24 protein-coding genes are annotated in these 25,253 nt (G+C 66.2%); 10 read left to right on the top strand and 14 right to left on the bottom strand.

Translation table 11 applies throughout. The annotated features are described in order from the left end of the window. On the top strand, positions 1-834 hold the full coding sequence (locus BLR51_RS14680) for a carbohydrate ABC transporter permease (protein ID WP_089848269.1): 834 nt from the start codon (positions 1-3) through the stop codon (positions 832-834). A gap of 4 nt (positions 835-838) precedes the next feature. Next, positions 839-1,894, top strand: a complete 1,056-nt coding sequence (locus BLR51_RS14685) for an ABC transporter ATP-binding protein (protein WP_089848271.1) — start codon at positions 839-841, stop codon at positions 1,892-1,894. Positions 1,895-1,916: 22 nt separating this feature from the next. On the opposite strand, the gene phnE (BLR51_RS14690) is transcribed toward BLR51_RS14685, so the two are convergent. The 4 genes from phnE (BLR51_RS14690) to phnD all read right to left on the bottom strand — a co-directional run bounded on the left by phnE (BLR51_RS14690) (position 1,917) and on the right by phnD (position 5,371). Beyond that, a complete protein-coding gene (gene phnE / locus BLR51_RS14690; RefSeq protein WP_089848273.1) occupies positions 1,917-2,729 on the bottom strand; it encodes a phosphonate ABC transporter, permease protein PhnE in 813 nt (270 codons plus the stop codon). Next, positions 2,726-3,532, bottom strand: coding sequence for a phosphonate ABC transporter, permease protein PhnE (phnE, locus tag BLR51_RS14695; protein ID WP_089848275.1), 807 nt, complete (start codon positions 3,530-3,532; stop codon positions 2,726-2,728). Before phnE (BLR51_RS14695) ends, phnE (BLR51_RS14690) begins: the two co-directional genes overlap by 4 nt. Continuing rightward, positions 3,529-4,350, bottom strand: a complete 822-nt coding sequence (gene phnC / locus BLR51_RS14700; protein WP_089848277.1) for a phosphonate ABC transporter ATP-binding protein — start codon at positions 4,348-4,350, stop codon at positions 3,529-3,531. Before phnC ends, phnE (BLR51_RS14695) begins: the two co-directional genes overlap by 4 nt. A 70-nt stretch (positions 4,351-4,420) precedes the next feature. Beyond that, positions 4,421-5,371: a phosphate/phosphite/phosphonate ABC transporter substrate-binding protein gene (gene phnD / locus BLR51_RS14705; RefSeq protein ID WP_089848477.1), complete on the bottom strand. Its 951-nt coding sequence runs from the start codon at positions 5,369-5,371 to the stop codon at positions 4,421-4,423. Positions 5,372-6,180: 809 nt separating this feature from the next. On the opposite strand from phnD, the gene BLR51_RS14710 reads away from it, so the two are divergent. From BLR51_RS14710 to BLR51_RS14740, 7 genes are all read left to right on the top strand, one after another. After that, entirely contained in the window at positions 6,181-7,221 is a 1,041-nt protein-coding gene (locus BLR51_RS14710) for a substrate-binding domain-containing protein (protein WP_089848279.1), read from the top strand. 89 nt (positions 7,222-7,310) lie between these two features. Continuing rightward, positions 7,311-8,774 (top strand): phosphate ABC transporter permease subunit PstC, encoded by a 1,464-nt coding sequence (gene pstC, locus BLR51_RS14715; RefSeq protein ID WP_089848281.1) that lies wholly within the window; start codon positions 7,311-7,313, stop codon positions 8,772-8,774. After that, positions 8,774-10,123: a phosphate ABC transporter permease PstA gene (gene pstA, locus BLR51_RS14720; protein WP_089848282.1), complete on the top strand. Its 1,350-nt coding sequence runs from the start codon at positions 8,774-8,776 to the stop codon at positions 10,121-10,123. Before pstC ends, pstA begins: the two co-directional genes overlap by 1 nt. Positions 10,124-10,144: 21 nt before the next feature. Next, entirely contained in the window at positions 10,145-10,942 is a 798-nt protein-coding gene (pstB, locus tag BLR51_RS14725; protein WP_089848283.1) for a phosphate ABC transporter ATP-binding protein PstB, read from the top strand. A 3-nt stretch (positions 10,943-10,945) separates the two neighbouring features. After that, positions 10,946-11,680 carry a phosphate signaling complex protein PhoU gene (phoU, locus tag BLR51_RS14730; protein ID WP_089848285.1) on the top strand — a complete coding sequence of 245 codons (735 nt, stop codon included), beginning with the start codon at positions 10,946-10,948 and terminating at the stop codon, positions 11,678-11,680. A 3-nt stretch (positions 11,681-11,683) separates the two neighbouring features. Next, entirely contained in the window at positions 11,684-12,373 is a 690-nt protein-coding gene (gene phoB, locus BLR51_RS14735) for a phosphate regulon transcriptional regulator PhoB (RefSeq protein WP_089848287.1), read from the top strand. Next, the gene (locus BLR51_RS14740; protein WP_165616828.1) at positions 12,360-13,088 is read left to right on the top strand and encodes a winged helix-turn-helix transcriptional regulator; all 729 of its coding nucleotides are present in this window, start codon (positions 12,360-12,362) and stop codon (positions 13,086-13,088) included. Before phoB ends, BLR51_RS14740 begins: the two co-directional genes overlap by 14 nt. A gap of 15 nt (positions 13,089-13,103) precedes the next feature. On the opposite strand, the gene BLR51_RS14745 is transcribed toward BLR51_RS14740, so the two are convergent. From BLR51_RS14745 to ehuB, 6 genes are read right to left on the bottom strand one after another with little or no spacing between them, the layout of a single operon-like run. After that, positions 13,104-14,309 carry an MFS transporter gene (locus BLR51_RS14745; RefSeq protein ID WP_165616829.1) on the bottom strand — a complete coding sequence of 402 codons (1,206 nt, stop codon included), beginning with the start codon at positions 14,307-14,309 and terminating at the stop codon, positions 13,104-13,106. Next, positions 14,306-14,605: an ArsR/SmtB family transcription factor gene (locus BLR51_RS14750; RefSeq protein ID WP_089848293.1), complete on the bottom strand. Its 300-nt coding sequence runs from the start codon at positions 14,603-14,605 to the stop codon at positions 14,306-14,308. Before BLR51_RS14750 ends, BLR51_RS14745 begins: the two co-directional genes overlap by 4 nt. A 59-nt stretch (positions 14,606-14,664) precedes the next feature. After that, positions 14,665-15,441, bottom strand: a complete 777-nt coding sequence (gene ehuA, locus BLR51_RS14755; RefSeq protein ID WP_089848295.1) for an ectoine/hydroxyectoine ABC transporter ATP-binding protein EhuA — start codon at positions 15,439-15,441, stop codon at positions 14,665-14,667. Continuing rightward, positions 15,438-16,130 carry an ectoine/hydroxyectoine ABC transporter permease subunit EhuD gene (gene ehuD, locus BLR51_RS14760; RefSeq protein WP_089848297.1) on the bottom strand — a complete coding sequence of 231 codons (693 nt, stop codon included), beginning with the start codon at positions 16,128-16,130 and terminating at the stop codon, positions 15,438-15,440. Before ehuD ends, ehuA begins: the two co-directional genes overlap by 4 nt. A gap of 3 nt (positions 16,131-16,133) precedes the next feature. Further along, complete coding sequence (gene ehuC / locus BLR51_RS14765; protein ID WP_230796493.1) at positions 16,134-16,814, bottom strand: ectoine/hydroxyectoine ABC transporter permease subunit EhuC; 681 nt, start codon at positions 16,812-16,814, stop codon at positions 16,134-16,136. Positions 16,815-16,869: 55 nt separating this feature from the next. Next, positions 16,870-17,730 (bottom strand): ectoine/hydroxyectoine ABC transporter substrate-binding protein EhuB, encoded by an 861-nt coding sequence (gene ehuB, locus BLR51_RS14770; RefSeq protein ID WP_207543634.1) that lies wholly within the window; start codon positions 17,728-17,730, stop codon positions 16,870-16,872. A 195-nt stretch (positions 17,731-17,925) separates the two neighbouring features. Here ehuB and thpD point away from each other — a divergent pair, with 195 nt between their 5' ends. Then, on the top strand, positions 17,926-18,870 hold the full coding sequence (gene thpD / locus BLR51_RS14775; protein WP_089848301.1) for an ectoine hydroxylase: 945 nt from the start codon (positions 17,926-17,928) through the stop codon (positions 18,868-18,870). Between the two features lie 361 nt (positions 18,871-19,231). Here thpD and BLR51_RS14780 read toward each other — a convergent pair whose 3' ends face one another. From BLR51_RS14780 to BLR51_RS14795, 4 genes are all read right to left on the bottom strand, one after another. Continuing rightward, the gene (locus tag BLR51_RS14780) at positions 19,232-21,022 is read right to left on the bottom strand and encodes a TRAP transporter permease (RefSeq protein WP_089848302.1); all 1,791 of its coding nucleotides are present in this window, start codon (positions 21,020-21,022) and stop codon (positions 19,232-19,234) included. 69 nt (positions 21,023-21,091) lie between these two features. Continuing rightward, complete coding sequence (locus BLR51_RS14785; protein ID WP_089848304.1) at positions 21,092-22,042, bottom strand: TAXI family TRAP transporter solute-binding subunit; 951 nt, start codon at positions 22,040-22,042, stop codon at positions 21,092-21,094. Positions 22,043-22,131: 89 nt separating this feature from the next. Beyond that, complete coding sequence (gene secD / locus BLR51_RS14790) at positions 22,132-24,687, bottom strand: protein translocase subunit SecD (RefSeq protein WP_089848306.1); 2,556 nt, start codon at positions 24,685-24,687, stop codon at positions 22,132-22,134. Between the two features lie 89 nt (positions 24,688-24,776). Next, positions 24,777-25,172 (bottom strand): hypothetical protein, encoded by a 396-nt coding sequence (locus BLR51_RS14795; protein WP_131821819.1) that lies wholly within the window; start codon positions 25,170-25,172, stop codon positions 24,777-24,779. Positions 25,173-25,253 lie beyond the last annotated feature (81 nt).

The raw sequence follows: 25,253 nt of genomic DNA on the forward strand, positions 1-25,253 counted from the left end.
ATGACCGCGACCCGCATCTTCGGCACGCTGGCGCATCGCGCCGCCATCCTTGCCTTCATCACCTTCGCGCTGTTTCCGCTGTTCTGGCTGCTCAAGGTCTCGGTCACGCCCAACGACCTGCTCTATTCCGAAGGCGTGCGGCTCTGGCCCTCGGCCACGACGCTGGACCATTTCCGCTTCGTGCTGGCCAACAGCGAGTTTCCCCGCTTCTTCGCCAACAGCCTCATCGTCTCGGGCACCACCGCGCTTGTCTCCACCGTGCTGGCAGCCCTCATGGGCTATGCGCTGTCGCGCTTCCGGTTCCGGGGCAAGATGTGGCTGGCGGGCCTGCTGCTGGTGACGCAGATGTTCCCGCTGGTCATGCTGGTGGCGCCGATCTTCAAGATCCTGTCGCCGCTGGGGCTGACCAACAGCCTGACCGGGCTGATCCTTGTCTATACCGCCTTCAACGTGCCCTTCGCGTCCTTCCTGATGCAGGGCTTTTTCGACGGAATCCCGCCGGATCTGGAACAGGCCGCGATGATCGACGGCGCCGACCGCTTCACCGCCTTTCGTCAGATCATCCTGCCGCTGGCGCTGCCGGGGGTGGCGGCAACGCTGGGCTTCGTCTTCACCGCCGCATGGTCCGAGATGATCTTTGCGCTGATGCTGATCTCTGGCAGCGAAAAGGCCACCTTCCCGGTGGGGCTGCTGACCTTCGTGTCGAAATTCTCCGTCGATTACGGGCAGATGATGGCGGCGGGCGTGCTGGCGCTGATCCCCGCCTGTCTCTTCTTCCTGCTCATCCAACGCTATCTGGTGCAGGGCATGACCGCCGGCGCCGTGAAAGGATAACCCCATGGCCACGATGGAAATCCGCTCCGTCAGCAAGAATTACGGCACGATCCGCGTTCTGGACGACATCAACCTGCAGATCGGCGACGGCGAATTCATCGTGCTGGTCGGGCCTTCGGGCTGCGGAAAATCGACGCTGCTGCGCATGATCGCGGGGCTGGAAGAGATCACCGGCGGCGAAATCCGCATTGATGACCGGGTGATGAACACGCTGCCGCCCAAGGGACGCGACATCGCCATGGTGTTCCAGAGCTACGCGCTTTACCCGCATATGAGTGTGGCCGACAACATGAGCTATTCGCTGCGGCTGCGGAAGACCGACAAGCCCACCATCACCCAGAAGGTGCGCGCGGCCTCGGTCAAGCTGGGCCTCGACGCGCTGCTGGAGCGCAAGCCGAAGGCGCTGTCGGGCGGGCAGCGCCAGCGGGTCGCCATGGGCCGGGCCATCGTGCGCCAGCCCAAGGCGTTCCTGTTCGATGAACCGCTGTCCAACCTTGATGCCCGGCTGCGCGAACAGATGCGGGCCGAAATCCGCAAGCTGCACCGCGAACTTGGCGCCACCTCCATCTATGTCACCCACGATCAGGTAGAGGCGATGACCCTTGCCGACCGCATCGTTGCCATGCATGGCGGCCATATCCAGCAGGTCGGCACGCCGCTTGATCTGTATGACCGGCCCGCGAACCTGTTCGTGGCGGGGTTCATCGGCTCGCCGGGGATGAATTTTCTGGCCGGTGACGTGGCGGGCGGGGTGCTGCGCCTGTCCGACGGGCGGCAGGTGGCGCTGCCCGAGACGATGCCCGCCGCCATGGGCGGGGCGACGCTGGGCATCCGGCCCGAACATGTGCTGCCCGCCCCCGCCGGGCAGGGCGCGCTGGATGCGACCGTGGATCTGGTGGAACCCACCGGGCATGGCATCATCCTGCATCTCACGCTGGCGGGCGCCGTGTTCAAGGTGCTGACCCATGACCGGCGCTGGCTGTCGCCGGGTCCGGCCATCGCGGTCAGCTTCCCGCCCGAGGCGCTGCATCTGTTCAATGCCGAAGGGCTGCGGGTCTGATCCCGCGCCCGCGCGCCCTGGCTCAGATGATCGCCTGCCGCACCCGTGACGACACCCATTCGCTCAGCACCACGGTGCCAAGGATCAGCAGCAGGATCACCGACACCTGACTCCATGCAAGGGTGTTGAGCGAGCCCTGCAGCTTCAGCCCGATGCCGCCCGCGCCGACCAGACCAAGGATGGTGCTTTCGCGGATGTTGATGTCCCAGCGGAAGACGGTGATGCCCCAGAAGGCGGGCATGATCTGCGGCACGATGCCATAGCTCAGCACCTGCGCGGCGCTGGCGCCGGTCGCCTCGATCGCCTCGATCTGGCGGGCATCGGTCTCTTCGATCGCCTCGTACAGCAGCTTGCCCACAAAGCCGATGGAGCGCAGGGCGATGGCCACGATCCCGGCCAGCAGGCCCGGCCCGATGATCGCCACCAGCAGCAGCGCCCAGATCAGCGAATTGATCGACCGCGACGCCACGATGATGAACAGCGCGACGGGCCGCAGCAGCGTGACCGACGGCGTGGTGTTGCGCGCGGCAAAAAACGCCACCGGCACCGCCATGATGACCCCGCCCAGCGTGCCCAGCGTCGCGATGTTGAGCGTGTCCCAGAGCGGCTGCATCAGTTCGGGCAGGTAGGACCAGCGCGGCGGCAGCATCCGCCGGCCGATATCGGCGGCCTGCTGCGGCGCGTCGGCGACGAAGAACCAGATCGTGTCCTGCGTCATCACCTGCCAGCACCAGACGAACAGCGCCACCAGCGCCAGCCAGCCCGCCCACAGCAGCAGCCGCGCGCGCGGGGTGCGGTGCGACCAGATCTGGCGGTAATGGGAGATCTCGGTCATTGCAGGAACTTCCGCAGATAGCTGGAGCTGTATTCGGCGATCATGACGATGCCGATGATGATCAGCAGGATGGCTCCGGCGCTGTCATATTCGTAACGGTCGATGGCGGTGTTGAGCGTGGCACCGATCCCGCCCGCCCCCACGATGCCGATCACCGCGCTTTCGCGGAAGTTGATGTCCAGCCGGTAGAGCGACAGCCCGATCAGCCGGGGCATCACCTGCGGCTGCACCGCGTAATTCACCAGCTGCGCCCATGACGCGCCGGTGGCGCGCACCGCCTCCACCTGCGCCTCGTCGATCTCCTCGATGTCATCGGCCACCAGCTTGGCGATGAAGCCGATGGTGGCAAAGGACAGCGTCAGGAAGCCCGCGAAGGGGCCAAAGCCGAACATCGCCACGAAGAAGATCGCGATGATCACCTCCTGCAGCGCGCGGCTGACCGCGATGATGGCGCGGCAGACATAGTAGACCCAGCGCGGCGCAAGATTGCGGGCCGCCCCGATGCCGATGGGCACGGAAATGGCGACGCCGATCACGGTGGAGGTCAGCGTCATGGTCAGGCTTTCCACCAGACCCTGACTGATGTCGCGCCAGCGGCTGGTGAAATCGGGCTGCAGGAACCCCATGACAAAGCGCTGGCCGCGCTCCAGCCCGTCATAGACGCGGGACCAGTTCACCTCGACCGTGCCGATGGCAAGGAAAAGATAGACCACGATGCCGATCTGGATCGCGATCCGCCAGCGCCGGTCCTTGAGGATCTGCGGCGGGCGGCGCCATGTGGTGGGATAGCGCTGCGTTGTCATCGGGCCAGCGCCGCCATGCGGTCGCGCGCCTCTGCCTCGGCCTGCGACTGTTCGTCATCGCCCTGCCGCATCGCGTTCCAGTCCTCTTCGCCATAGATCGCGGTCAGCGCGTCATGGGTCAGCTGGTCGGGTGCGCCATCGAACACCACGCGGCCCGCGCGCAGCCCGACGATGCGCTGCATGAACTGCTGGGCCAGCGGCACGTCATGGATGTTGACGATGGCGGGCAGGCCGCGTTCGGCGCAGATCTCGGTCAGCAGGCGCATGATCTGGCGGCTGGTCTTTGGATCAAGGCTGGCGGTGGGTTCGTCCACCAGCAGCAGTTCGGGATCCTGCGCCAGCGCCCGCGCGATGCCGACCCGCTGCCGCTGCCCGCCGGACAGCGCATCGGCGCGCTTGTCGGCATGGTCGATCAGCCCGACCCGGTCGAGCAGCTGATAGGCGCGCTGGATGTCGGGGCCGGGATAGCGGCGCAGGAAGCTGCGCCAGAACGGCACATAGCCCAGACGGCCCGACAGCACATTTTCCATCACCGTCAGCCGTTCGACCAGCGCGTATTCCTGAAAGATCATGCCGATGCGGCGGCGCTGGCGGCGCAGGTCGGCCTTGCCCAGTCGGACCAGATCCACATCGCCCAGCAGGATCCGCCCCGCGGTGGGATCGACCAGCCGGTTGATGCAGCGGATCAGCGTCGACTTGCCCGCGCCGGAGGGACCGATCAGCCCCATGATCTGGCCCTTGGGCACGCTGAGCGACACCTCGGTCAGCGCGGCGTCGCCGGTCTTGTAGGTCTTGGACAGACCTTCGAGGGTCAGCATCTTGGGCACTCCGCAAAAAAAGTCATGGGCAGCAGAGTGCCGCCCATGAGCATTCAGGACTGTCGGGGGATTATTCGCAAGCGTAGACGACGCCGGTGGCCTCGTCGATCGTGCGGATCACGGCCCAGTCTTCCTGGAAGGTGATCGGGATGAACTTCTCTTCGCCCGACTTGCTGAACTCTTCGGCCAGCGCGGAGCCTTCCCAGTCAAAGCTGAAGAAGGCTTCCTGAATGGACTCCTGCAGTTCCGGGGTCAGGTTGTAGGCGGTGCCGTAGCCGGTCGTCGGGAAGGTTTCCGAGGTATAAAGCGTGACAAGCTGGTCGGGGGTGACCACCTCGCGCTCGATCATGCGGGCCTTGACCGAATTGGCGATGGCGGCGGCGGGGTAATCCTTGTTGGCGACGCCAAGGATCGAATTGTCATGCGCGCCCGAGAAGACCGGTTCGAAATCCGCGCCCGCGCTCATGCCGAATTCGGCGGAAAGGATCGCGGAAGGTGCCTTGAACCCCGAATTCGAGGTTTCGGAGGTGAAGGCCATCTGCTTGCCCTTGATCGCCTCGATGCTGTCGATGCCCGAGTCGGGGTAGGTGATGATTTCCATCTCATAGCCGAAAGAGCCGTCTTCGGCGGCCATCATGGCAAAGGGGCGGAAGCCCGCGCAGGCCACGGCCAGCGGGTTCGACCCGGTGTTGAAGCCCGCCACATGCAGGCGCCCGGCCCGCATCGCCTCGATCTGGGCGGCGTTGGACTGGACCGGGAAGAACTGCACGTCCTTGCCGGTGACTTCGGCCATGTGGTCAAGGAACCCCTGCCAGACCTCGGCATAGACCGCCGGATCCTCGACGGGGGTATAGGCGAAGATCAGCGTGTCGGGATCGACCTGCTGGGCCGCATCGCTGGGAATATCGGCGATCAGATCGCCATCGGCATCGGTGAACCGGCTGTCGAGCGCGAATTCGGCATGGGCCGGGATTGCGAGTGCGAGCGTGGCGGCAGCCGTCAGAGTGCAGAGAGCTTTCATGTTTTTCCCCATATTTTGCGTTTGGCCCGGGGGTAGCGGGCTTTGGTGACAGTCCTGTGACGTTGCGGAACAAAGATACGGCACCTGCGGCCATTCCCCCAAACGCTTCGGCCGCAGGCGGCGGACAGTCCTTTGTGGGGGCTTTTTGCGCGAAAGCGGGCTGCTTTCTGGCGCTCCGCCTCTGCTGCCAGTCGTGCCCCCCATCCCCAACGTGGCCCCGGTCCCCGTTTTCCGCACCGTGCCTTCCATAAGGTCAGGCCGGGAGGTTCCGTTGAAATCTTGTCCGGACCACATCGAAGTACGGGGGGACGCTGACGCCAACCAAAGGCGCATCAGTTCCGTGATGCGCTTTTCCGCCGCATCAGGCCAAGGCTCTGCCCGGTCTCGCCCTTGGCGCATAACAGGACGAGCGCGGGATCGACATTGAGGTTTTCAGCCGCAAGCTGGCACGCGGCCTGAACGCGCGGTGGGGGATGAACCTTGCGGATGCGGTCGAAAACCTGTGGGCTGGCATAGACGCCAAGCCCGAACCTCCAGCTTCCGGCGATCCAGGATCAACAGGCGGGGCAGGTTGCCCCCTGTGCCCCTGTGCCCCTGCGGCCCAAAATCCATGGAGATGACGCAACTGTCACGGCCCGACCCGGCGCCGCTGTGCCCGAGGCTGCCTGCAGGGAATTCTGCCATGGCCAAGAAAGGTCGAACCTTGTTACAAAACTGTCACCAATAATTTGCATAAGGATTACCGAATCCACTTAGCGGTCGGACCGAGGTCAATGACTGGCCGCAACCGTTGCAACAGGAGCATCCACATGCAATCCGTCAAACTCGCAGTCTCGGCTCTGGCGCTCGCCGCAGCATCGGCCACCGCTGCCGCTGCCCGTGACAACGTTCAGGTCGCCGGTTCGTCGACCGTTCTGCCTTACGCCTCGATCGTGGCAGAAGCTTTCGGCGAAAACTTCGACTTCCCGACCCCGGTGATCGAATCCGGCGGCTCCTCCTCGGGTCTGAAGCGTTTCTGCGAAGGCGTGGGCGAAAACACCATCGACATCGCCAACGCATCGCGCGCCATCCGTGACAGCGAAGTCGAAGCCTGCGCCGCCAACGGCGTGACCGACATCATGGAAGTCCGCATCGGCTATGACGGCATCGTCTTCGCCAGCCAGAAGACCGGCCCGGATTTCACCGCGTTCGAGCCCGCCGACTGGTTCAACGCTCTGGCCCCCAAGGTCATGGTTGACGGCGAACTGGTCGACAACCCCCACACCATGTGGTCGGATTTCAACGCCGATCTGCCGGAAGTCGAAATCGCCGCCTTCATCCCGGGCACCAAGCACGGCACCCGTGAAGTGTTCGAAGAGAAGGTTCTGGCAGCTGGCTGCGAAGAAACCGGCGCGATGGAAGCCATGATCGCGGGCGGCATGTCCGAAGACGACGCCGAAGGCGCCTGCCTGCAGGTCCGCACCGATGGCCGTTCGGTCGACATCGACGGCGACTACACCGAGACCCTGGCCCGTATCGACAGCAACACCAACGGTGTGGGCGTGTTCGGTCTGGCGTTCTACGAGAACAACACCGACAAGCTGAAGGTTGCGACCATGTCCGGCGTCGCCCCCTCCACCGACACCATCTCCACCGGTGAATACCCGGTGTCGCGCCCGCTGTTCTTCTACGTGAAGAAAGCCCATATCGGCGTGATCCCCGGCCTGAAGGAATATGCCGAGTTCTTCGTCTCTGACGAGATCGCCGGCCCCTCCGGCCCGCTGTCCAACTATGGCCTCGTGGCCGACCCCGAGCTGGGCGACACCCAGCAGAAGGTCGCCGACGAAGTGACCATGGGCGAAAGCATGTAATCGGAAATTTTCCGATGACCGGAGGGCGGCACGCTGCCGCCCTCCGGTTGCGTTTGGTGATTGTCACCGAGACCTGACCTGGGGGCCCAATGCCTGTTCTCTGGCTGATCCTGATCATATTCGCGCTGGCCGTGGCGGGATATTTCGCCGGACGTGTCCGCGCGATCTCCTCCGTCGGCGGCAACAGCCGCAACCTGCATTCCCTGCCCAATTATTATGGGTGGAACGTGGCCATGAAGGTGATGACCCCGGCCCTGCTGGCGCTGGTCATCTGGCTGCTGGCGCAGCCTTTCGTGGTCAACAACCAGGCCGCACAGCAGCTTCCCCAGACCGCAATTCCCGAAGGCTCCACGCTGGGGCTGGTGATGTCGGACGTGCGCCGGGTGGCGGACGGGCTCGATCTTGCCGTGTCGCGCGGCCTGATGGGGCAGGAGCAGGCCTCCTCGCTGCGCACCGAATTCACCGATGTGCGCGAACGGCTGGCGGAAGCGGGCATCGCGCTTGGCTCCAATGTCAGTCCGGACCTGCTGCGCGCCGCGCAGACCTACCGCTCTGTGAACGCCACCGGCGGGCTGCTGATGACCGTGGTGGTTCTGGCGCTGGCCGCAGGCGGGCTCGCGCTGGGTGTCCGGGAATCCCAGGGGGAGTTCCGCGCCCGCAATGCCGTGGAAAAGGGCGTCCGCGCCCTGCTGCTGGCCGCCGCCTCCATCGCGGTGCTGACCACCATCGGCATCGTGCTGTCGCTGATCTTCAACACGGTCGAATTCTTCCGCGTCTATCCGGCCGCGAAATTCTTCGGCTCCTTCACATGGTCGCCCTCCTTTGGCGGCGGGTCCGAGCTGGGCATCTGGCCGCTGCTCTGGGGCACGTTCTACATTTCGCTGATCGCGCTGCTGGTGTCGGTGCCGATCGGGCTTTTTGCGGCGGTCTACCTGTCGGAATATGCCGGGCCGAAGCTGCGGGCATGGGCCAAGCCGCTGCTGGAACTGCTGGCTGGCATCCCCACCATCGTCTACGGTCTGTTTGCGCTGCTGACCGTGGGTCCGCTGCTGCTTGAGGTCTTCGGGCGCGAGGGTCTGGGCTGGATGCAGTCGGGCACCGCCGTGATGACCGCAGGGCTCGTCATGGGCATCATGCTGATCCCCTTCGTCTCCTCGCTGTCGGATGACATCATCAACTCGGTGCCGCAGTCGCTGCGCGACGGCTCTTACGGGCTGGGCGCCACCAAGTCGGAAACCATCCGCGAAGTGATCCTGCCCGCCGCCCTGCCGGGCATCGTGGGCGCCGTGCTGCTGGCCGCCTCGCGCGCCATCGGCGAGACGATGATCGTGGTGCTGGGCGCGGGTGCCGCCGCGCGGCTGTCGCTGAACCCCTTCGACGCCATGACCACCGTCACCGCCAAGATCGTCAGCCAGCTGACCGGGGATGCCGATTTCTCCAGCCCCGAGGCTCTGGTGGCCTTCGCCCTTGGCATGACGCTGTTCGTCATGACGCTGGGGCTCAACGTCTTCGCGCTTTATATCGTGCGCAAATACCGGGAGCAGTACGACTGATGACCGACGCAACCCATTCCGGTGCCGCAGCGCCCGCCACCGGGCTGCTGGCCACCGATGCCCGCACCCGCCGCCGCAACGCCGCCGAAAAACGCTTCCGCGCCTATGGTCTGGCCGCCATCGGCACCGGCCTGTTCTTCCTTGTCGTGCTGCTGGGGTCGATCCTTTACAACGGGGTCGGCGCCTTCCAGCAGACCTTCATCAACGTGCCGGTCTATCTGGACCCGGAACGGCTGGACAAGACCGGCACCGGCGACATCGCGGAAATCCAGAAAGTGTCGACCTTCGGCTATACGCCGCTGGTGCAGGAAGGCCTCTGGGCCGTCGTGCAGGAGCAGGGCATCACCACAGAGCTTGCCGATGCCAATGACATGAAGGCGCTGCTGTCGCCCGCCGGTCCCGCCGAAATCCGCGACTTCGTGCTCGCCAATCCCGACCGCATCGGCGAGACGGTGGAATTCCGGCTGCTCGCCTCCTCGCGGGTGGACGGCTATCTCAAGGGCCGGGTCAGCCGCGAAGGCATCGCCGATGACCGCAACATCGCGGTGGAGCATCTGGACCTGACCGACGCGCTGCGCGACGCGGGCGTTGTGCACAAGGGCTTCAACTCTGCCTTCATCTTCGGCGCCGACGCCTCGGAAAGCCGGGCAGAGCAGGCCGGGCTTGGCGTGTCGATGATCGGCTCGTTCTTCATGATGCTGACCGTGCTGCTGCTGGCGCTGCCCATCGGTGTCGCCGCCTCCATCTATCTGGAGGAATTCGCGCCGCAGAACCGCATCACCGACATCATCGAGGTGAACATCTCCAACCTCGCAGCGGTGCCGTCGATCGTGTTCGGGATCCTTGGCCTTGCCGCCTTCATCCAGTTCGCGCATCTGCCGCAATCCGCGCCGCTGGTCGGCGGTCTGGTGCTGACCCTGATGACGCTGCCGACCATCATCATCTCCACCCGCGCCTCGCTGAAGGCGGTGCCGCCCTCGATCCGGGACGCGGCGCTGGGGGTCGGGGCCTCGAAGATGCAGTCGGTGTTCCACCATGTGCTGCCGCTGGCCATGCCCGGCATCCTGACCGGCACCATCATCGGTCTGGCGCAGGCGCTTGGCGAAACCGCCCCGCTTCTGCTGATCGGGATGGTGGGCTATATTGCCACCAACTACCCCGAAGGGATCGCGGCCGGCTTCATGTCGCCCAACTCCGCCATGCCCGCCCAGATCTACGAATGGGCAAAGCGCGCGGATCCCGCCTATTACGAACGCGCCTGGGGCGGGATCATCATTCTGCTGGTGTTCCTGCTTGCCATGAACGTGATCGCCATCGTCCTGCGCCGCAAGTTCGAGCGCCGCTGGTAACCCGGGTAAAGGACAAGACACATGTATGACTCCCCATTGAGGAAGACCGAAGTGGAAGCCACGGACACCAAGATTGTCGCCAAGGACGTGCAGGTCTATTACGGCGAAACCCACGCCATCAAGGATGTGAACATCGACATCCTCGACAAGACCGTCACCGCCTTCATCGGACCGTCGGGCTGCGGCAAGTCCACCTTCCTGCGCTGCCTGAACCGGATGAACGACACCATCGACATCTGCCGCGTGCAGGGCCTGATCGCGATCGACGGGCAGGACATCTATGACAAGCGGGTGGACCCGGTCCAGCTGCGCGCCAAGGTGGGCATGGTGTTCCAGAAGCCGAACCCCTTCCCCAAGTCGATCTATGACAACGTGGCCTACGGGCCGCGCATCCACGGCATGGCCAAGAACAAGGCCGAGCTGGACGAGATCGTGGAAAAGGCGCTGCGCCGCGGCGCCATCTGGAACGAGGTCAAGGACCGCCTGCAGTCGCCGGGCACCGGGCTTTCCGGCGGGCAGCAGCAGCGTCTGTGCATCGCCCGCGCCGTGGCCACAGAACCCGAAGTGCTGCTGATGGACGAACCCTGTTCGGCGCTTGACCCCATCGCCACGGCTCAGGTCGAGGAGCTGATCGACGAGCTGCGCACCAACTATTCGGTGGTGATCGTCACCCACTCCATGCAGCAGGCGGCCCGCGTCAGCCAGAAGACCGCGTTCTTCCATCTGGGCAATCTGGTGGAATACGGCGAGACCAGCAAGATCTTCACCAACCCTGTGGACCCGCGCACGGAATCCTACATCACCGGACGGATCGGATAAGCCATGAGCGACCTCAAACAACACATCGCCTCTGCCTTCGACCGGGATCTGGAGGGGATTCAGGCCCAGATCCTCAAGATGGGCGGTCTGGTCGAGGTGGCGATCCACGACGCCGCCAAGTCGCTGGAAACCCGCGACGAGGAACTGGCCGAACAGGTCCGCTCCGGCGACAAGGCCATCGACGTTCTCGAAGAGATGCTGAACGACGAGGCGGCGCGGGTGATCGCGCTGCGCGCCCCCACCGCAGGCGACCTGCGGGTGGTGCTGTCGGTCATGCGCATGTCTGCCAACCTTGAACGGATCGGCGATCTGGCCAAGAACATGGCCAAGCGCACCAGCGTTCTGGCGCAGCTGCAGCCCATCGGCAGCTCGACCTCGGCGCTGCGCCGCATGGCCCGCGACGTGGAGCACATGCTGAAGGACGCGCTCGACGCCTATATCAAGCGCGACGAGGCGCTGGCCCGCGACGTGATCGACCGCGACAGCGACGTGGACCAGATGTACAACACGCTGTTCCGCGAATTCCTGACCTTCATGCTGGAGGATCCGCGCAACATCACCTCCTGCATGCATCTGCATTTCATCGCCAAGAACATCGAACGCATGGGGGATCACGTCACCTCCATCGCGGAACAGGTGGTGTTCCTGACCTCCGGCGCGCTTCCCGTGGAGGACCGCGTCAAGGGCGACCGCACCTCGTCGGATCCGAAGCTGTCGACCGATTTCGAACTGGAGTAAGACATGCCCGCCGATCAACCGACGGTGCTGGTGGTCGAGGACGAGGCGGCGCAGCGCGAAGTGCTGCGCTACAACCTCGAGGCGGAGGGATTTCGTGTCGCCTCCGCCGGCAATGGCGAAGAAGCCATGGTCCTGCTGGATGAGGAAAATCCAGACGTCATCGTGCTGGACTGGATGCTGCCGAACCTGTCGGGCATCGAGGTCTGCCGCCAGATCAAGACCCGCCCCGAAACCCGGGGCGTGCCGGTCATCATGCTGTCGGCCCGGTCCGAAGAAGTGGACCGGGTGCGCGGGCTGGAAACCGGCGCCGATGACTATGTGGTCAAACCCTATTCCCTGCGCGAACTGATGGCGCGGGTGAAGGCGCAGCTGCGCCGGGCCCGTCCCGCCGCCGCCGGGCTGCGGCTGGAATTCGAAGACATCGTGCTGGATGCCGAAACCCATCGCGTGACGCGCGGCGGGCAGGAGCTGAAGCTGGGGCCGACCGAATTCCGCCTGCTGTCCACCTTCATGGAAAAACCGGGCCGGGTCTGGTCGCGCGAACAGCTGCTGGACCGGGTCTGGGGGCGCGACATCTATGTCGACACCCGCACGGTCGACGTGCATATCGGTCGGCTGCGCAAGGCGCTTGGCGTGCATGGCGGCGAGGATCTTCTGCGCACCGTGCGTGGAGCAGGGTATGCACTGGGATGACCCCGGTCTCATCCTCGCCCCTCTGACCACGGACAGGACGGGCGGCGCCCTGATCCTGTCCGCCGACGCGACAGTGCCCGGGGCGGTGGCCTCGGCGCTGGTGCTGGCCGGATTCCGCCCCGGCTTTGAACGCGATCCCGACCGGGCGCTGGCCCGGATCGCCACCGAAAAACCCGATCTGGTGCTGTGCGTCATGGCGGATCTGGGCCGCGATCCGCGCGAGCTTGCCGCCCAGATCGATGCCGCGCGCGCAACCGAAACCCTGCCGCTGCTGGCCCTGACCACGGACGCGGTCAGCTGCGCGCGCATGGCCCGGCTTGATCCCGCCTGCACCGAGGCCGAGGCCTTTCTCAACATCCGCGCGCTGGTCCGCCGCGAACGCCCCGCCTCGCTGCGCGGCACGCGGCAGTCGGGCCGGTTCGAACTGGACGAGGGCCGGTTCCGGATCAGCTATGACGGGCGGGTCGGCAGCCTGACCAAGATGGCGCTGTGCCTGCTGGGGCCGTTCTTTGACGTGCCCGATGCGGTGTTCGACCGTGCGACGCTGGAAAAGCTGGCCTTTGGCACCCGCAGCTGGGAAGAGGGCGCGCGCAACATCGACGCCTATGTCAGCCGCGTGCGCCGGGCCATCCGGTCGCAGCTGGGCCATGACCCGATCCGGTCGGTGCGCGGCATCGGCTACCGGCTCAACCACGATCCGGCGCCGGGGCTCTGACCCGCGCCGCCCGCGTCAGGCGCTGACCGTCAGCGCGCCCGCCCGGTCGATCTGGCGGCGCAGCATCACCAGCGCCAGCACCCCCGCCAGCGCCACGGCCAAGGCTGCGCAGATCGCGGCCTGCGCCCCAAGCTGCGCCATGGCCCATGCAAACAGGAACGGCGCCGAGGCCCCCAGCACGCTGCGGATCGCGGCAAGCCGTCCCAGCCGCTGCCCCAGCCCCGTCACCCCGAAGAGCGCCACCGGCACCGATCCGCGCACGATGCTGGACAGGCCCCCCCCGGCCCCGAAACACAGCGCAAAGGCAAAGGCCAAGAGCCCCGCAGGGCCCGGCACCAGCAGCAGCGCCAGCGCCACCGGGATCGCCGCCGCCGACACCACCGCCACCTGCAGCGGGTGCAGATGCCGCCACAGCGTCGCGTCCACCAGCCGGATCAGCACCTGCGCCGGACCCATGACCATGGCGGCCAGATAGGCGGTCTCTCCCAGCCCCCGCGCCAGCAGCACGGGCACCAGATGCACGCCAAGCGCCGAAATCGCCATGCCGGTCAGCGCAAAGCTGAGCCCCAGCAGCACGAAGGCCTGCCGTGCCGCCGCACCGGTCAGTGGCGGCGGCAGCGACAGCGGCGGTCTGACGACGGGCTGCGGCGCGGCCTCCCGGCGCGGACGGGCGGCCAGCGCCAGATGCAGCGGCACCGCGATCCCCAGATGCAGCGCGGCAAAGATGCCCTGCGCGCCGCGCCAGCCCAGATGGTCGACCAGCCAGCCGGTCAGCGGCCAGAACAGGGTCGAGGCAAAGCCCGCGATCAGCGTCAGCCGGGTGATGGCGCGGCGGGTGTCCTGCGGCTGGCGCTGCGCCAGCGTGGCAAAGGCCGCGTCGTATAGCACGGTAAAGCTCAGCAGTTCGATCAGCAGCAGCAGCGCGCCATACACCGGCAGCGACGGCGCCAGCGCCAGCGCCGCACTCAGCCCCGCCATCAACAGACTGCCCGCCGCCATGACCCGGGGCGCGCCCATGCGGTCCAGAAGCCCGCCCAGCCGGGGCGCCGCCAGCCCGCCCAGAAGCAGCCCCGCCGACAGCAGACCAAAGAGCAGCGGCTCGCTGACGCCAAATTCCTGCGCCACAGCGGGGGCCATGATCGGAAAGGCGTAATAGAGCGAGCCGTAGCCGATGATCTGCGTGACCCCCAGCGCCGCGATCATCGCCAGCGGCGATCTCATGCCCGGTCCCCCGCATCGACGCAGCATTCCGCCGCCAGATCCGCCAACAGCCCCTGCATCACCGGGTAGTTGGCGCGGCACAGCACGGTGGTGCCCTGCCGCTCCTGCAGGATCAGCGCCACCTGCACCAGCGCGCGGCAATGATGGCTGAGCGTGGAGCCGGGGATGCCCAGCTTGTCCTGCAGCTGCCCCATGCTCAGGCCCGGATCGCCCGCGCGCACCAGCAGGCGGTAAATCCGCAGCCTTGTGGCATTGCCAAGCGCGCCCAGCCGGGCGGCGGTCAGGTCGAAATCCATGGGCGGCGCTCCTGTTTCGGTATTTCTAGCAATATCGAAACAGGGCGCAAGCCCGCATCTCAGCCGTCAAGCACGGCGCGCAGGAATTCCTGCGTGCGCGGCTGCTGCGGCGCGGTGAACAGATCCTCCGGCGCGCCCTCTTCATGCACCGAGCCCTTGTCGATGAAACACACCCGGTCCGAGATCTCGCGCGCGAAGCGCATCTCGTGGGTCACCAGCAGCATGGTCAGGTCATGTTCATAGGCCAGCTTGCGGATCACCTCCTGCACCTCGCCCACCAGTTCCGGATCAAGCGCGGAGGTCGGTTCGTCAAACAGCAGGATGTCGGGGCGCATGGCCAGCGCGCGGGCGATGGCGACGCGCTGCTGCTGGCCGCCCGACATCTGGTGCGGGTATTTTTCGGCGTGATCGGACAGCCCCACCATGTCCAGCAGACCCATGGCGCGGTCCTTGGCCTCGGGCTTGGACAGGCCCAGCACCTGCACCGGGGCTTCGGTGATGTTGCGCAGCACGGTCATGTGCGGGAACAGGTTGAAGCTTTGGAACACCATGCCCAGCTTGCCGCGCATCTTGTGCAGATGCGCCTCTGACGCAGGTTTCAGCGTGCCATCTCCGGCTTTTTCGTGCCAGAGCGGTTCGCCATCCACCCAGACGGTGCCGTCGGAGATATCCTCCAGCGTCATCAGGATGCGCAGGATGGTGGATTTGCCCGACCCCGAAGGGCCGATGATGGTGACTTTCTCGCCGCGGCTGACGGTGAAATCCAGCCCGTCCAGCACGGAGATGTCGCCAAACCGCTTGGCCACCTTGTCAAATCGGATGATGGGGTCGGTCATTTCAGCGGGATTCCCGTCTTTGGCAGCGCCCGGTCCAGACGCCGCACGCCCTGCGCCGCAACCAGCGTCAGGATCAGATACAGGCCGCCCACCATGGAGAGCGGCACGAGATAGTTGAAGGTCCGGTCGCCGATAATCTTGGCGACGTTCAGCATCTCCAGCACGGTGACCACCGACAGCACCGGCACGTCCTTCATGATGGAGACAAGGTAATTGCCCATGGCGGGCACGATGCGCGGGATGGCCTGCGGCACCACGATGCGGCTGAAGGTCCGGCGCGGCGCAAGGTTGAGCGCGCGCGCGGCCTCATGCTGGCCGCGCGGCACCGCCTCGATCCCGGCGCGGTACACCTCTGACAGATAGGCCGAATATTGCAGCCCCAGCGCCACCGCCCCGGTCAGGAAGGCGGGCAGGATGATGCCGAATTCCGGCAGCACGTAATAGAGGAAGAAAAGCTGGATCAGCAGCGGCGTGTCGCGCAGGAATTCCGAAACCCCGCGCGCGGGCCATGACACCAGCCGGGAGGGTGCGGCCTTCAGCGCGGCCAACACCAGCCCCAGCACCATGGCGATGGCAAAGCCAAGCACGGTGGCCTGCAGCGTGACCCAAAGCCCGCGCATCAGGATCGGCAGGATCGACACCGCCAGCGTCCAGCCGTTGGTCGTGTCCCATTCAAAGCCAAAAAGCATGTGTTACCTCTGTGCGGGGCGCCAGCGGCCCACCATCGACGACAGCCCGCGCATGAAGGCGGTCAGCACCAGCGCCATGCCGAAATACATCAGCAGAACAAGCGTGTAGATGGTGGTGCTGTCTTGGGTGTAATTGCGCAGCTGTTCCGCCCGCATCGCCAGATCGGCGAGCGAGATCAGCGACACCAGCGCCGTGTCCTTCAGGTTCTGGATGGCCAGATTGTCGAAGGGCGGCATCATCTCGGGGATGGCCTGCGGCAGCGCGATGCGGAACAGGGTCTGGCGCGGGGTGAAATTCAGCGCGCGGGCGGCCTCGTATTGCTGGCGCGTCACGGCCTGCACCGCGCCGCGCACCACTTCGGCGCCATAAGCCCCGATATTCAGCGACAGCGCCAGAATCCCCGCCGTGACCGGCGGCAGCCGCAGGTTGATGCCGATGGCCTGCCCCACCAGCGGCAGGGCGAAATACAGCCAGAACAGCTGCACCAGCAGCGAGGTGCCGCGGAAAATCTCGATATAGGCGACGGAAAGCCCGCGAACGGCGGCGTTGCGCGCGAGCTTGCCCAAGCCTGCGGCAAAGGCAAGAAGCGCGCCAAAAAGCGTGGACCAGACGGTCAGCTGAACGGTCACCCAGGCGCCCTGCCCCAGCACGGGCAGGTAATCCAGCCAGGTCATCTCATCCATAAAGGCATATCCTCAAAAGTCGTCCGGGCCGGCGCGGGGCCGGCCCGGCGCTGGCTTACATGGCCTCGGCGGCGCACAGATCCTCGGTGGCGCGGGTGCCGGATCCCTGCACATCCGCGTCGGAGAAGCCGTAGGAGGTCAGGATTTCCGCCCATTCCTCGGTTTCCTTGAACGCGGTCAGCTCTTCGTTCACCGCGTCGCGCAGCGATTCGGAGCCTTCGGCAAAGGTGAAGGCGCCCCAGCTGCGCACAGGCTCGCCGCCGATGACGGGGTCGGTGAACTCTGCCGCGCCTTCCACCTGATCGGATTTGTCGGCAAGGCTCGCCACGGTCAGGCTGGTGGCGGCATAGGCGTCCGCGCGGCCCGTCGACACGTTGGAAATCGCGTCGGAATTGGCGGCCAGCGTCACCATGCGGTCCTCGGGCACACCCAGTTCCTGCAGCATTTCCAGCTGGTCGGCACCCGCCATGATGGCGACGGTCAGGTCGTCATTCTCCGCAAAATCGGAAAAGGCGTGGATGTCCTTGGGGTTGCCAGCCGCGACCAGCAGGCCCTCGCCATAGGAGGTGTTGGGCTCGGAAAACAGCACGCTTTCACAGCGTTGCGGCAGCACGGCCATCTCTGCGGCGACCATGTCGAAACGGTCCGCCTGCAGGCCGGGGATCAGCGAGGAGAAATCGGTGGTCACCCATTCGATGTTCTCGACGCCCAGTTCTTCCATGATGTGCTTGGCCACGTCCGGACCCGCACCCTGGGCGTTGCCCATGGGGTCGACAAAGCCATAGGGGATCTCGTTGGCGACCGCGATGCGGATGGTGCCGCTGTCCTGAATTTCCTCCAGCGTGGCGGCGGACAGCGCGGTGGTTCCCAGCAGGACAGACCCGGCAGCGAGGGTGGCAAGACGTTTGATGGTCAAAGCATTTTCTCCCAGATTGTTTGTTTTCATGCTGAATAACCTATAGTGTATCTAAGCAATGTCAAAGCGGACCCCGGATTTTTACCCGGCGCCCCTTGCGACAGGGGCCGGATTTGGCGTCCGGGGACCGACTTTGGACAGCGCGGGCAGGCCCAAGGGCCGCCCGGCGCAAGCAGTCTAAAAGGAGGAAACCCCATGAACGTCACAACCGGACCCGCGCAGTTCACCGATCCCGACGCCTACCCCACCCGCCTGCCCGATGCAGAGCGGATGACGGCCCGGCGCGACCCGGTGCTGTGGTCCGACTGGACGGACAAGGCCCCCGTCTCCCGCGAGGAGGCGGAGTTTTACGCCGAAAAAGGCTATCTGGTGCGGCGCGACCTGTTCACCCCCGAAGAGGTGCGGCTGCTGATCGACACTTCGGCGAAGCTGCGCGCCAATGGCCAGCAGATCCGGTCAGAGGATCTGGTGACCGAACCCGGATCGGATGCGGTGCGCACCGTGTTCCGGCTGGACGAGCATGACGCGCTGTTCGCGCGGCTTGCGGCGGACAGCCGTGTGGCCGATGTGGCGCGGTTCCTGCTGGGGGATGAGGTCTATCTTCACCAGAGCCGCCTGAACTACAAGCCGGGCTTCACCGGCAAGGAATTCTACTGGCATTCCGATTTCGAGACTTGGCACGCCGAGGATGGCATGCCCCGGATGCGCGCGGTGTCGGCCTCGGTGCTGCTGACCGACAATTCGGCGCTGAACGGGCCGTTGATGCTGATCCCCGGCTCGCATGGCCGGTTCATCGCCTGTCAGGGCGAGACGCCGGAGGCGAACCACGAATCCAGCCTGAAGAAGCAGGAGGTCGGCGTGCCCTCGCAGGCGGTGCTGGAACAGCTCGCGGCAGAGGCGGGCATCGATGCCGCGACCGGCCCGGCGGGCACGGTGATCTTCTTTGAATGCAACACGCTTCATGCGTCCAACGGCAATGTCACGCCGTTTCCACGCTCGAATGCGTTCTTTGTCTATAATGCCGTGTCGAACCAGCCGAAGGCCCCGTTTGCGGCAAGCGCGCCGCGTCCGGCCTTTCTGGCGCATCGGGGGGAAGCTTCACCCCTCCGCGTGGTCAGCGGCGACCTCTGTCGCGGCTGACGGTGGGGACGGATGGTGGGGGCCTGTCCCCTGCCCCTGCCTGCGGCCTGCAGCGCCCTTGGGGCGCGGGCCGCAAGGCCTCAGCAGTCTTGGTCGTTCTGGTTGCGGCGCGAGAAATAGTCCTGAGCAAACTCGACAGCGGCAGCAACGGCGATCAGGGCAACAAGGATTTCAATGTAACCAGTCATTTGCGTCTTCCTCTTAATCAGTGTCGTCTTCTGAGGATGAATATAGACAGGCGCCCTGTCTTGGGCGAGCGGGCGGAGGGATCGTTTCTAAACCCGGTGGAATAATCCCCTACCCCAAAGGATAGGGTCCGCACCCCTTCCGCCCAATTAACTGCGTCAAATCAGGCAGATAGTCAGATCCACAGCCCCAGAAACGCCACAATCATGCCACAAACGATCAGGCCCACGCGCATCGGCCACGGCCTGCGCCCGATCAGCCCGTGCGACAGCAGCGCCAGACCCAGCGCGAGCCGGGCAAAGGCGAACAGGGCCAGCGCGGGATGGCTGGTCAGTTCCAGCACATGGGGGTTGGCGATCATCCCCAGCGGAATGATGTAAAGCCCGACGCCAAGCGCCATGGCGGTCAGCGCCACCTTGACCCAGCTTTCCCCGATCATCCCCGCCGCGATGAACACCGCGCCGCAGACCGGCGGCGTGATGGTCGACAGCAGCGCGAACCAGAACACGAACAGATGCGCCTGCAGAGGCTCCAGCCCCAGCTGCGTCAGCGCGGGCCCCGCCACCGACACGCAGATCACATAGGCGGCGGTGGTCGGCACCTCCATGCCCAGCACCAGACAGGCGAGCGCGGTCAGCAGCAGCGACGGCCAGAGCAGCCCGCCCGAGCCTGACAGGATCAGCGAGGTGATCTTGACCCCCAGCCCCGTGACCCCCAGCACCCCGATCACGATCGACGCACACAGGATGATGGCCGCGATCATCGACACCTGCCGCGCCGAGGCGAGCAGCGCCAGCCCCAGCCGCCTGCGGGTTTCGGCGGCATCGAACCTCAGCCGGGCATTGGTCAGCAGCAGCACCGCCCCGGCGAGGATCGCGAGACAAGCGGCATATTGCGGCGTGTATCCGGCGGCGAACATGCCCAGCATCAGCACGGTGAAGGGCACAAGGAAGAACAGCGAGGTGATGACCACGTCGCGCCGCGCGGGCTGGTCGCCCGCCTCGATCCCGCGCAGGGGATAGCGCGAGGCATAGGCGTTGATGCCGACCCAGACCGCCCAGAAGTACAGGATGGCGGGCAGGATCGCCGCCGCCATGATCTGCGTATAGGGCGTGCCGGTCAGCTCGACCATGACGAAGGCGCCCGCCCCCATCAGCGGCGGCATGATCTGCCCGCCGCTGGAGGCCACCGCCTCGACCCCCGCCGCCAGCCGCTTGGGATAGCCGAGCCGGGTCATGGCGGGCAGGGTGATGGCGCCGGTGGAGGCGACATTGGCGCTGGCCGAGCCGGAGATGGAGCCGAAAAGCGCCGAGGAGATGACAGAGACCTTGGCCGCCCCCCCGGTCAGCCGCCCCGCCGCGGCGGCGGCAACGTTCATGAAGCCCTGCCCGGCCTCGCCCGCGTTCAGCACCGCGCCGAAGATGACGAAGATCGACACCACCCCCACCGACACGGCGGTGAGCGAGCCCCAGATGCCGCCTTCGGCAATGGTCATGGTGCCAAGGAACGAGGCCATGGGCAGCCCGGCATGGCCGAATTCGCCCGGAATGTGCTGGCCCCAGACCGCATAGGCCAGCGCCGTCACCGCCACGATGGGCAGCGGCCAGCCGATGGCCCGCCGCGCCGCCTCGATCACCGTGGCGAGCAGCACCACCGCGACGCCGATCTGGAACGGGCTTTCCAGAAACCCGTACTGATCGCCCAGCATGTCATGGTTCAGCGCCACCCACAGCGCCGCCGCCATGCCGAAGCCGGTCAGCACCGCGCCGGTGACCAGCGACAGACCGCGCGCCCCGAACAGGAAGATCCACGGCAGCACCACCGCCAGATGCAGCGGGCGGCTGACGAGGTTGGGCACCAGACCCCAGAAGATCAGCCCGATATGGTAGATCACCAGCAGCGCCGCCGCCCCGATCCAGAGCCCGCGCCCCAGCGGGCTGCGCGGCAGATCCTGTTCAGGCCCCATGCCCGTTCCTTTCGCAATAAAGGAGGGGCCGGACAGATGCCCGGCCCCCTGTTTCTCTCCGCGCCGCGCTTACTTCTGCGCGTCGGCGACCGGCATCCCGGCCTCTTCGTAATAGCGCACGGCACCCGGATGCAGCTTGCCGCGGACATTCTCCAGCAGCTGCGGGTTGACGCTGGTCCACCATGCGGATTCTGCGCCCATGCGTTCCTTTTCCTCCCAGAAGGTGCGGGTCATCTGATAGGCGGTGTCCTCGTCCATCTTGGTGGTGGCATAGGCGACCACGGGCAGCGAGGTGGTGACCACGTCGCTGTCCTGCCCGGCATAGGTGCCCGCCGGAATGACCAGCTTGGCGCTGCCCGCCTTGGCCAGCTCCTCCTCGGTCATCGACAGCAGGGTGACGGGGACCGACGCGGCAGCCTCCACCACATTCGGGGCGGGCCAGCTTCCGGCGGTCACGAAACCGTCGATCTGGCCGTTCTGCAGCGCGGGCACGGCGTTGGACAGTTCCACATCCGCGATCTCCACCTTGCCGTCCAGACCAAAGGCGGTGAGGTATTTCGCCCCTTCGCTGGCGCCGAAGCTGCCCTTGCCCAGAAGCAGGCTGTGGCCTTCAAGCCCGGCATAATCGGTGACACCGCTGTCGGCGGACATCACGAAATGCATGGTCAGCGAGGGCAGCGGGAACAGGGCGCGGATCTCGTCAAAGGCGGGGTTGCCCTTGCCGTCAAAGGCGCCGGTGCCGGACTGCGCGGCGGCCACCAGCGCGGGCGGGCTGGTGAAGACGTAATCGGCGCCGCGCGCGCGCACCTCCATCACGTTCTGCTGGCTGCCCTGGCTTTCCTCGACGGTGACGCTGATGGCGCCATCGGTGCCCGCCTTCATCGCCTCAGCCACCTGCACGCTCATCTGGTAATAGGACGACCCGGTCTTGGCCGCCTTGAACGTCACCCGCGTTTCCGCCTGCGCGGGCAGCGCCAGCACCAGACCCGCCGCCAGCGTGGCCTTGAAAAGATGTCGCATCCCCTGATCCTCCCTCGGAAATTCTGCGGCGGACTAGAACACCGCAGCCGCGCCGGGGTCAAGGCAAAGCCCCCGGCGCGGTGCGGGGCTCAGATGCGGCTTGCCGCCAGCCCTTCGGGGGTGGCGGTGTCGGGGGTGGCGGGGCGCGCACGCGGCACGCCCAGCATCAGCACGATGTTCTTGGCCACATAGATCGACGACCATGTGCCCACCACCACGCCGAAGGTGATGGCGAAGACAAAGGCGCGGATCACGTCGCCGCCCAGCACCAGCAGCGCCACCAGCGCGATCAGCGTGGTGAGCGAGGTCATCAGCGTGCGGCTGAGCGTTTCATTGGCCGAGAGGTTGAGCAGGTCGCGCAGCGGCATCACGCGGTATTTGCGCAGGTTCTCCCGCACCCGGTCAAAGACCACCACCGTGTCGTTGATGGAATAGCCAAGGATGGTCAGCAGCGCCGCCACGATGGGCAGATCGAAGCGGATCTGGAACAGCGCGAACACCCCCAGCGTCACCACCACGTCATGCACCAGCGCCGCCACGGCCCCCAGCGCGAACTGCCATTCGAACCGCGCCCAGACATAGATCAGGATGCCCAGGGTCGCCGCCCCCACCGCCAGCAGCGCCGTGGTCATCAGCTCCCCCGACACCTTGCCGCCCACGGTTTCCACCGAGGTGAAGCTGACCCCGGGATCGGCTGCGGCCAGCGCGGACTGAATCTGCGCCAGCGTCTGCGGCGGCAGCGCCTCGTCCCCCGGCTGTGCCTCGATCCGCAGCGTGGCGACATGCTGGTCGGCGGCGAAGCCCGGATCAAAGATCTGGGTGATGGTCACATCGCCCAGATCCAGCGGCGCCAGCGCCTGCCGCCAAGTGCCGATGTCCAGATCCTGCGTGGTTTCGGCCCGGATCGCGGTGCCGCCCTTGAAATCGATTCCCAGATTGAGCCCCATGCTGAAGATCAGGAAGACCGACACCACGACCGCCAGCGCCGAGGCGCCGAAACTTGCCCATTGCCAGCGGAAGAAGTTGAACGTGGTCTGCGCGGGCAGCCACGCCAGCACGCCCCTCAGATGCAGGGTGCGGGGGCGTCGCCATTCCAGCCAAGCCTGCAGGATCAGCCGGGTCAGCCAGACGGAGGTGAACATCGAGGTGAGGATCCCCAGCCCCAGCGTCACCGCAAAACCCCGGATCGGCCCCGAGCCCAGCCAGAACATCAGCGCGGCGGTCAGAAGCCCGGTGACGTTGGAATCGAGGATGGCGGAAAAGGCGTTGCTGAACCCGCCCATCACGCCTTTCCATGGCGAGGCGCCCTGCCGCAGTTCCTCGCGGATGCGTTCAAAGATCAGCACATTGGCATCCACCGCCATGCCCATGGTCAGCACGATGCCCGCGATCCCCGGCAGGGTCAGCGTGGCCCCCACCAGCGACAGCAGCCCCACCAGCATGCAGAGGTTCAGCACCAGCGCCGCCGTGGCCACCAGCCCGAAGCCGCCGTAACAGGCCAGCATCAGCGCGCAGACCGCGACAAAGCCGGTGATCGCGGCCAGCCCCCCGGCCTGAATGCTGTCCTGCCCCAGTTCCGGGCCAACGGTGCGTTCTTCCAGAAACTGCAGCTCCGCTGGCAGCGCGCCCGCGCGCAGCAGCGTGGCAAGCTCGGTCGACTGGTCGATGGTGAACTGGCCGGAGATGATGCCCGACCCGCCGGGAATATGGCTCTGGATCACCGGGGCGGAGATCACCTGATCGTCAAGCACGATGGCGAAAGGCTCGCCGATATGGGCGGCGGTGAACTCGCCAAAGGCCCGCGCGCCCGCGCTGTCAAAGCGGAAGGTCACGGCGGGGCTGCCGTTCTGGTCGAAGCTCGGCTTCGAATCCACCAGCTCCTCGCCGGTGACCACGGCGCGCGGATCGAGCGTATAGCTGGTCTGCGGATTCTCCGCCGAAGGCAGGGTCAGGCTGTCCGGCGCCGCCTTCGGCAGCACGGGGTGAAAGGACAGATGCGCGGTGGTGCCGATCAGCGATTTCAGCGCCTCGGCACTGTCGAGCCCCGGCACCTCGATCAGGAGGCGGTCTTCGCCCTGCCGCAGGATGGTGGGTTCGCGGGTGCCCGCCTCGTCGATGCGGCGGCGCACGATTTCAAGGCTCTGCGCCATGACCCGGTCGGTCAGCGCGGCCAGCCCCGGTTCGGTGAAGGCGACGGTCAGCCGCCCGTCCTTGGCGCTGACGCTCAGCTCGCCGCTGCCGTCGCGCTGCACCAGATCGCGCGCCACCTGCAGCGCGGCGGACATGCCCTCGGGCGCGGTGACGGCCACCGACAGCGTGCCCGCAGGCGCCTCGAGCCGGCGCACCGGGCCCAGCTGAGCGCGCAGCGGGCGCAGCCCGTCACGCAATTCGGGCCAGAGCGCGTCCATCTGGCGGGCGGCGACGCTGGTCACGTCCACCTCCGCCAGCAGATGCGCGCCGCCGCGCAGATCAAGGCCAAGGTTCACCAGATCATCGGGCAGCCAGCCCGGCCAGATCTGGCTTTGGGTCTGGGCGTCATGTGACGCCTCGACCCGGGTGTAAAAGGCATTGGGCAGCGCCAGCCACAGGCACAGCGCGCAGACGCCCCAGAGACAGAGGCGTTTCCACAACAGGATACGGTGCATGAGTTCATCCTGAACGCGCCCCGTCCGCACGCGGCGGCGGGGCTATGACATGAGAATGACGCCCCTTGGGGCGCCGCAAAGGTCAGCGGTCAGGCGAAGGGGGCGGCGCGGGGCGGATGCGCGCGGGGCCGGGTGGCGGGGCGCGGCGCGTCCTGTGGGACCGCGCCCTCGGGCCGCGTCAGGGCAAGCGCCACCTCCTGCACCCGGGGCGCAGGCAGCAGCGCCAGCGGCCCGGGCTGGGGCCCCTTGGCAGGCGTTTCGGCGGAACGGGCGCGCAGGCCCGCCTCGCCCATGCCCGACAGGCTTTCCCCGGAAAGCAGCGTGGCAAAGCGCGCCCCGTCGCGCGCGGCGTCAGGGCGGCTGTCCGACAGCAGCGCCAGCGCAAGCACCGCCAGCAGGGACAGGACTGTCCGCAAGGGCTGGGCAAAGGAGGCGAGGGCGCTGCGCATGGCGGATCCTTTCCACGCCGCGCGGGCAAAGTCCATCACGCTCCGCAGGGTTCAAGCTGTCGTGATGCTTGACGGCAGATTTTCGCGGGTGAATACTGTGTTTCGGATGCGAAAGGA

This window comes from Salipiger marinus, from assembly GCF_900100085.1.
Classification (GTDB): Bacteria; Pseudomonadota; Alphaproteobacteria; order Rhodobacterales; family Rhodobacteraceae; genus Salipiger; species Salipiger marinus.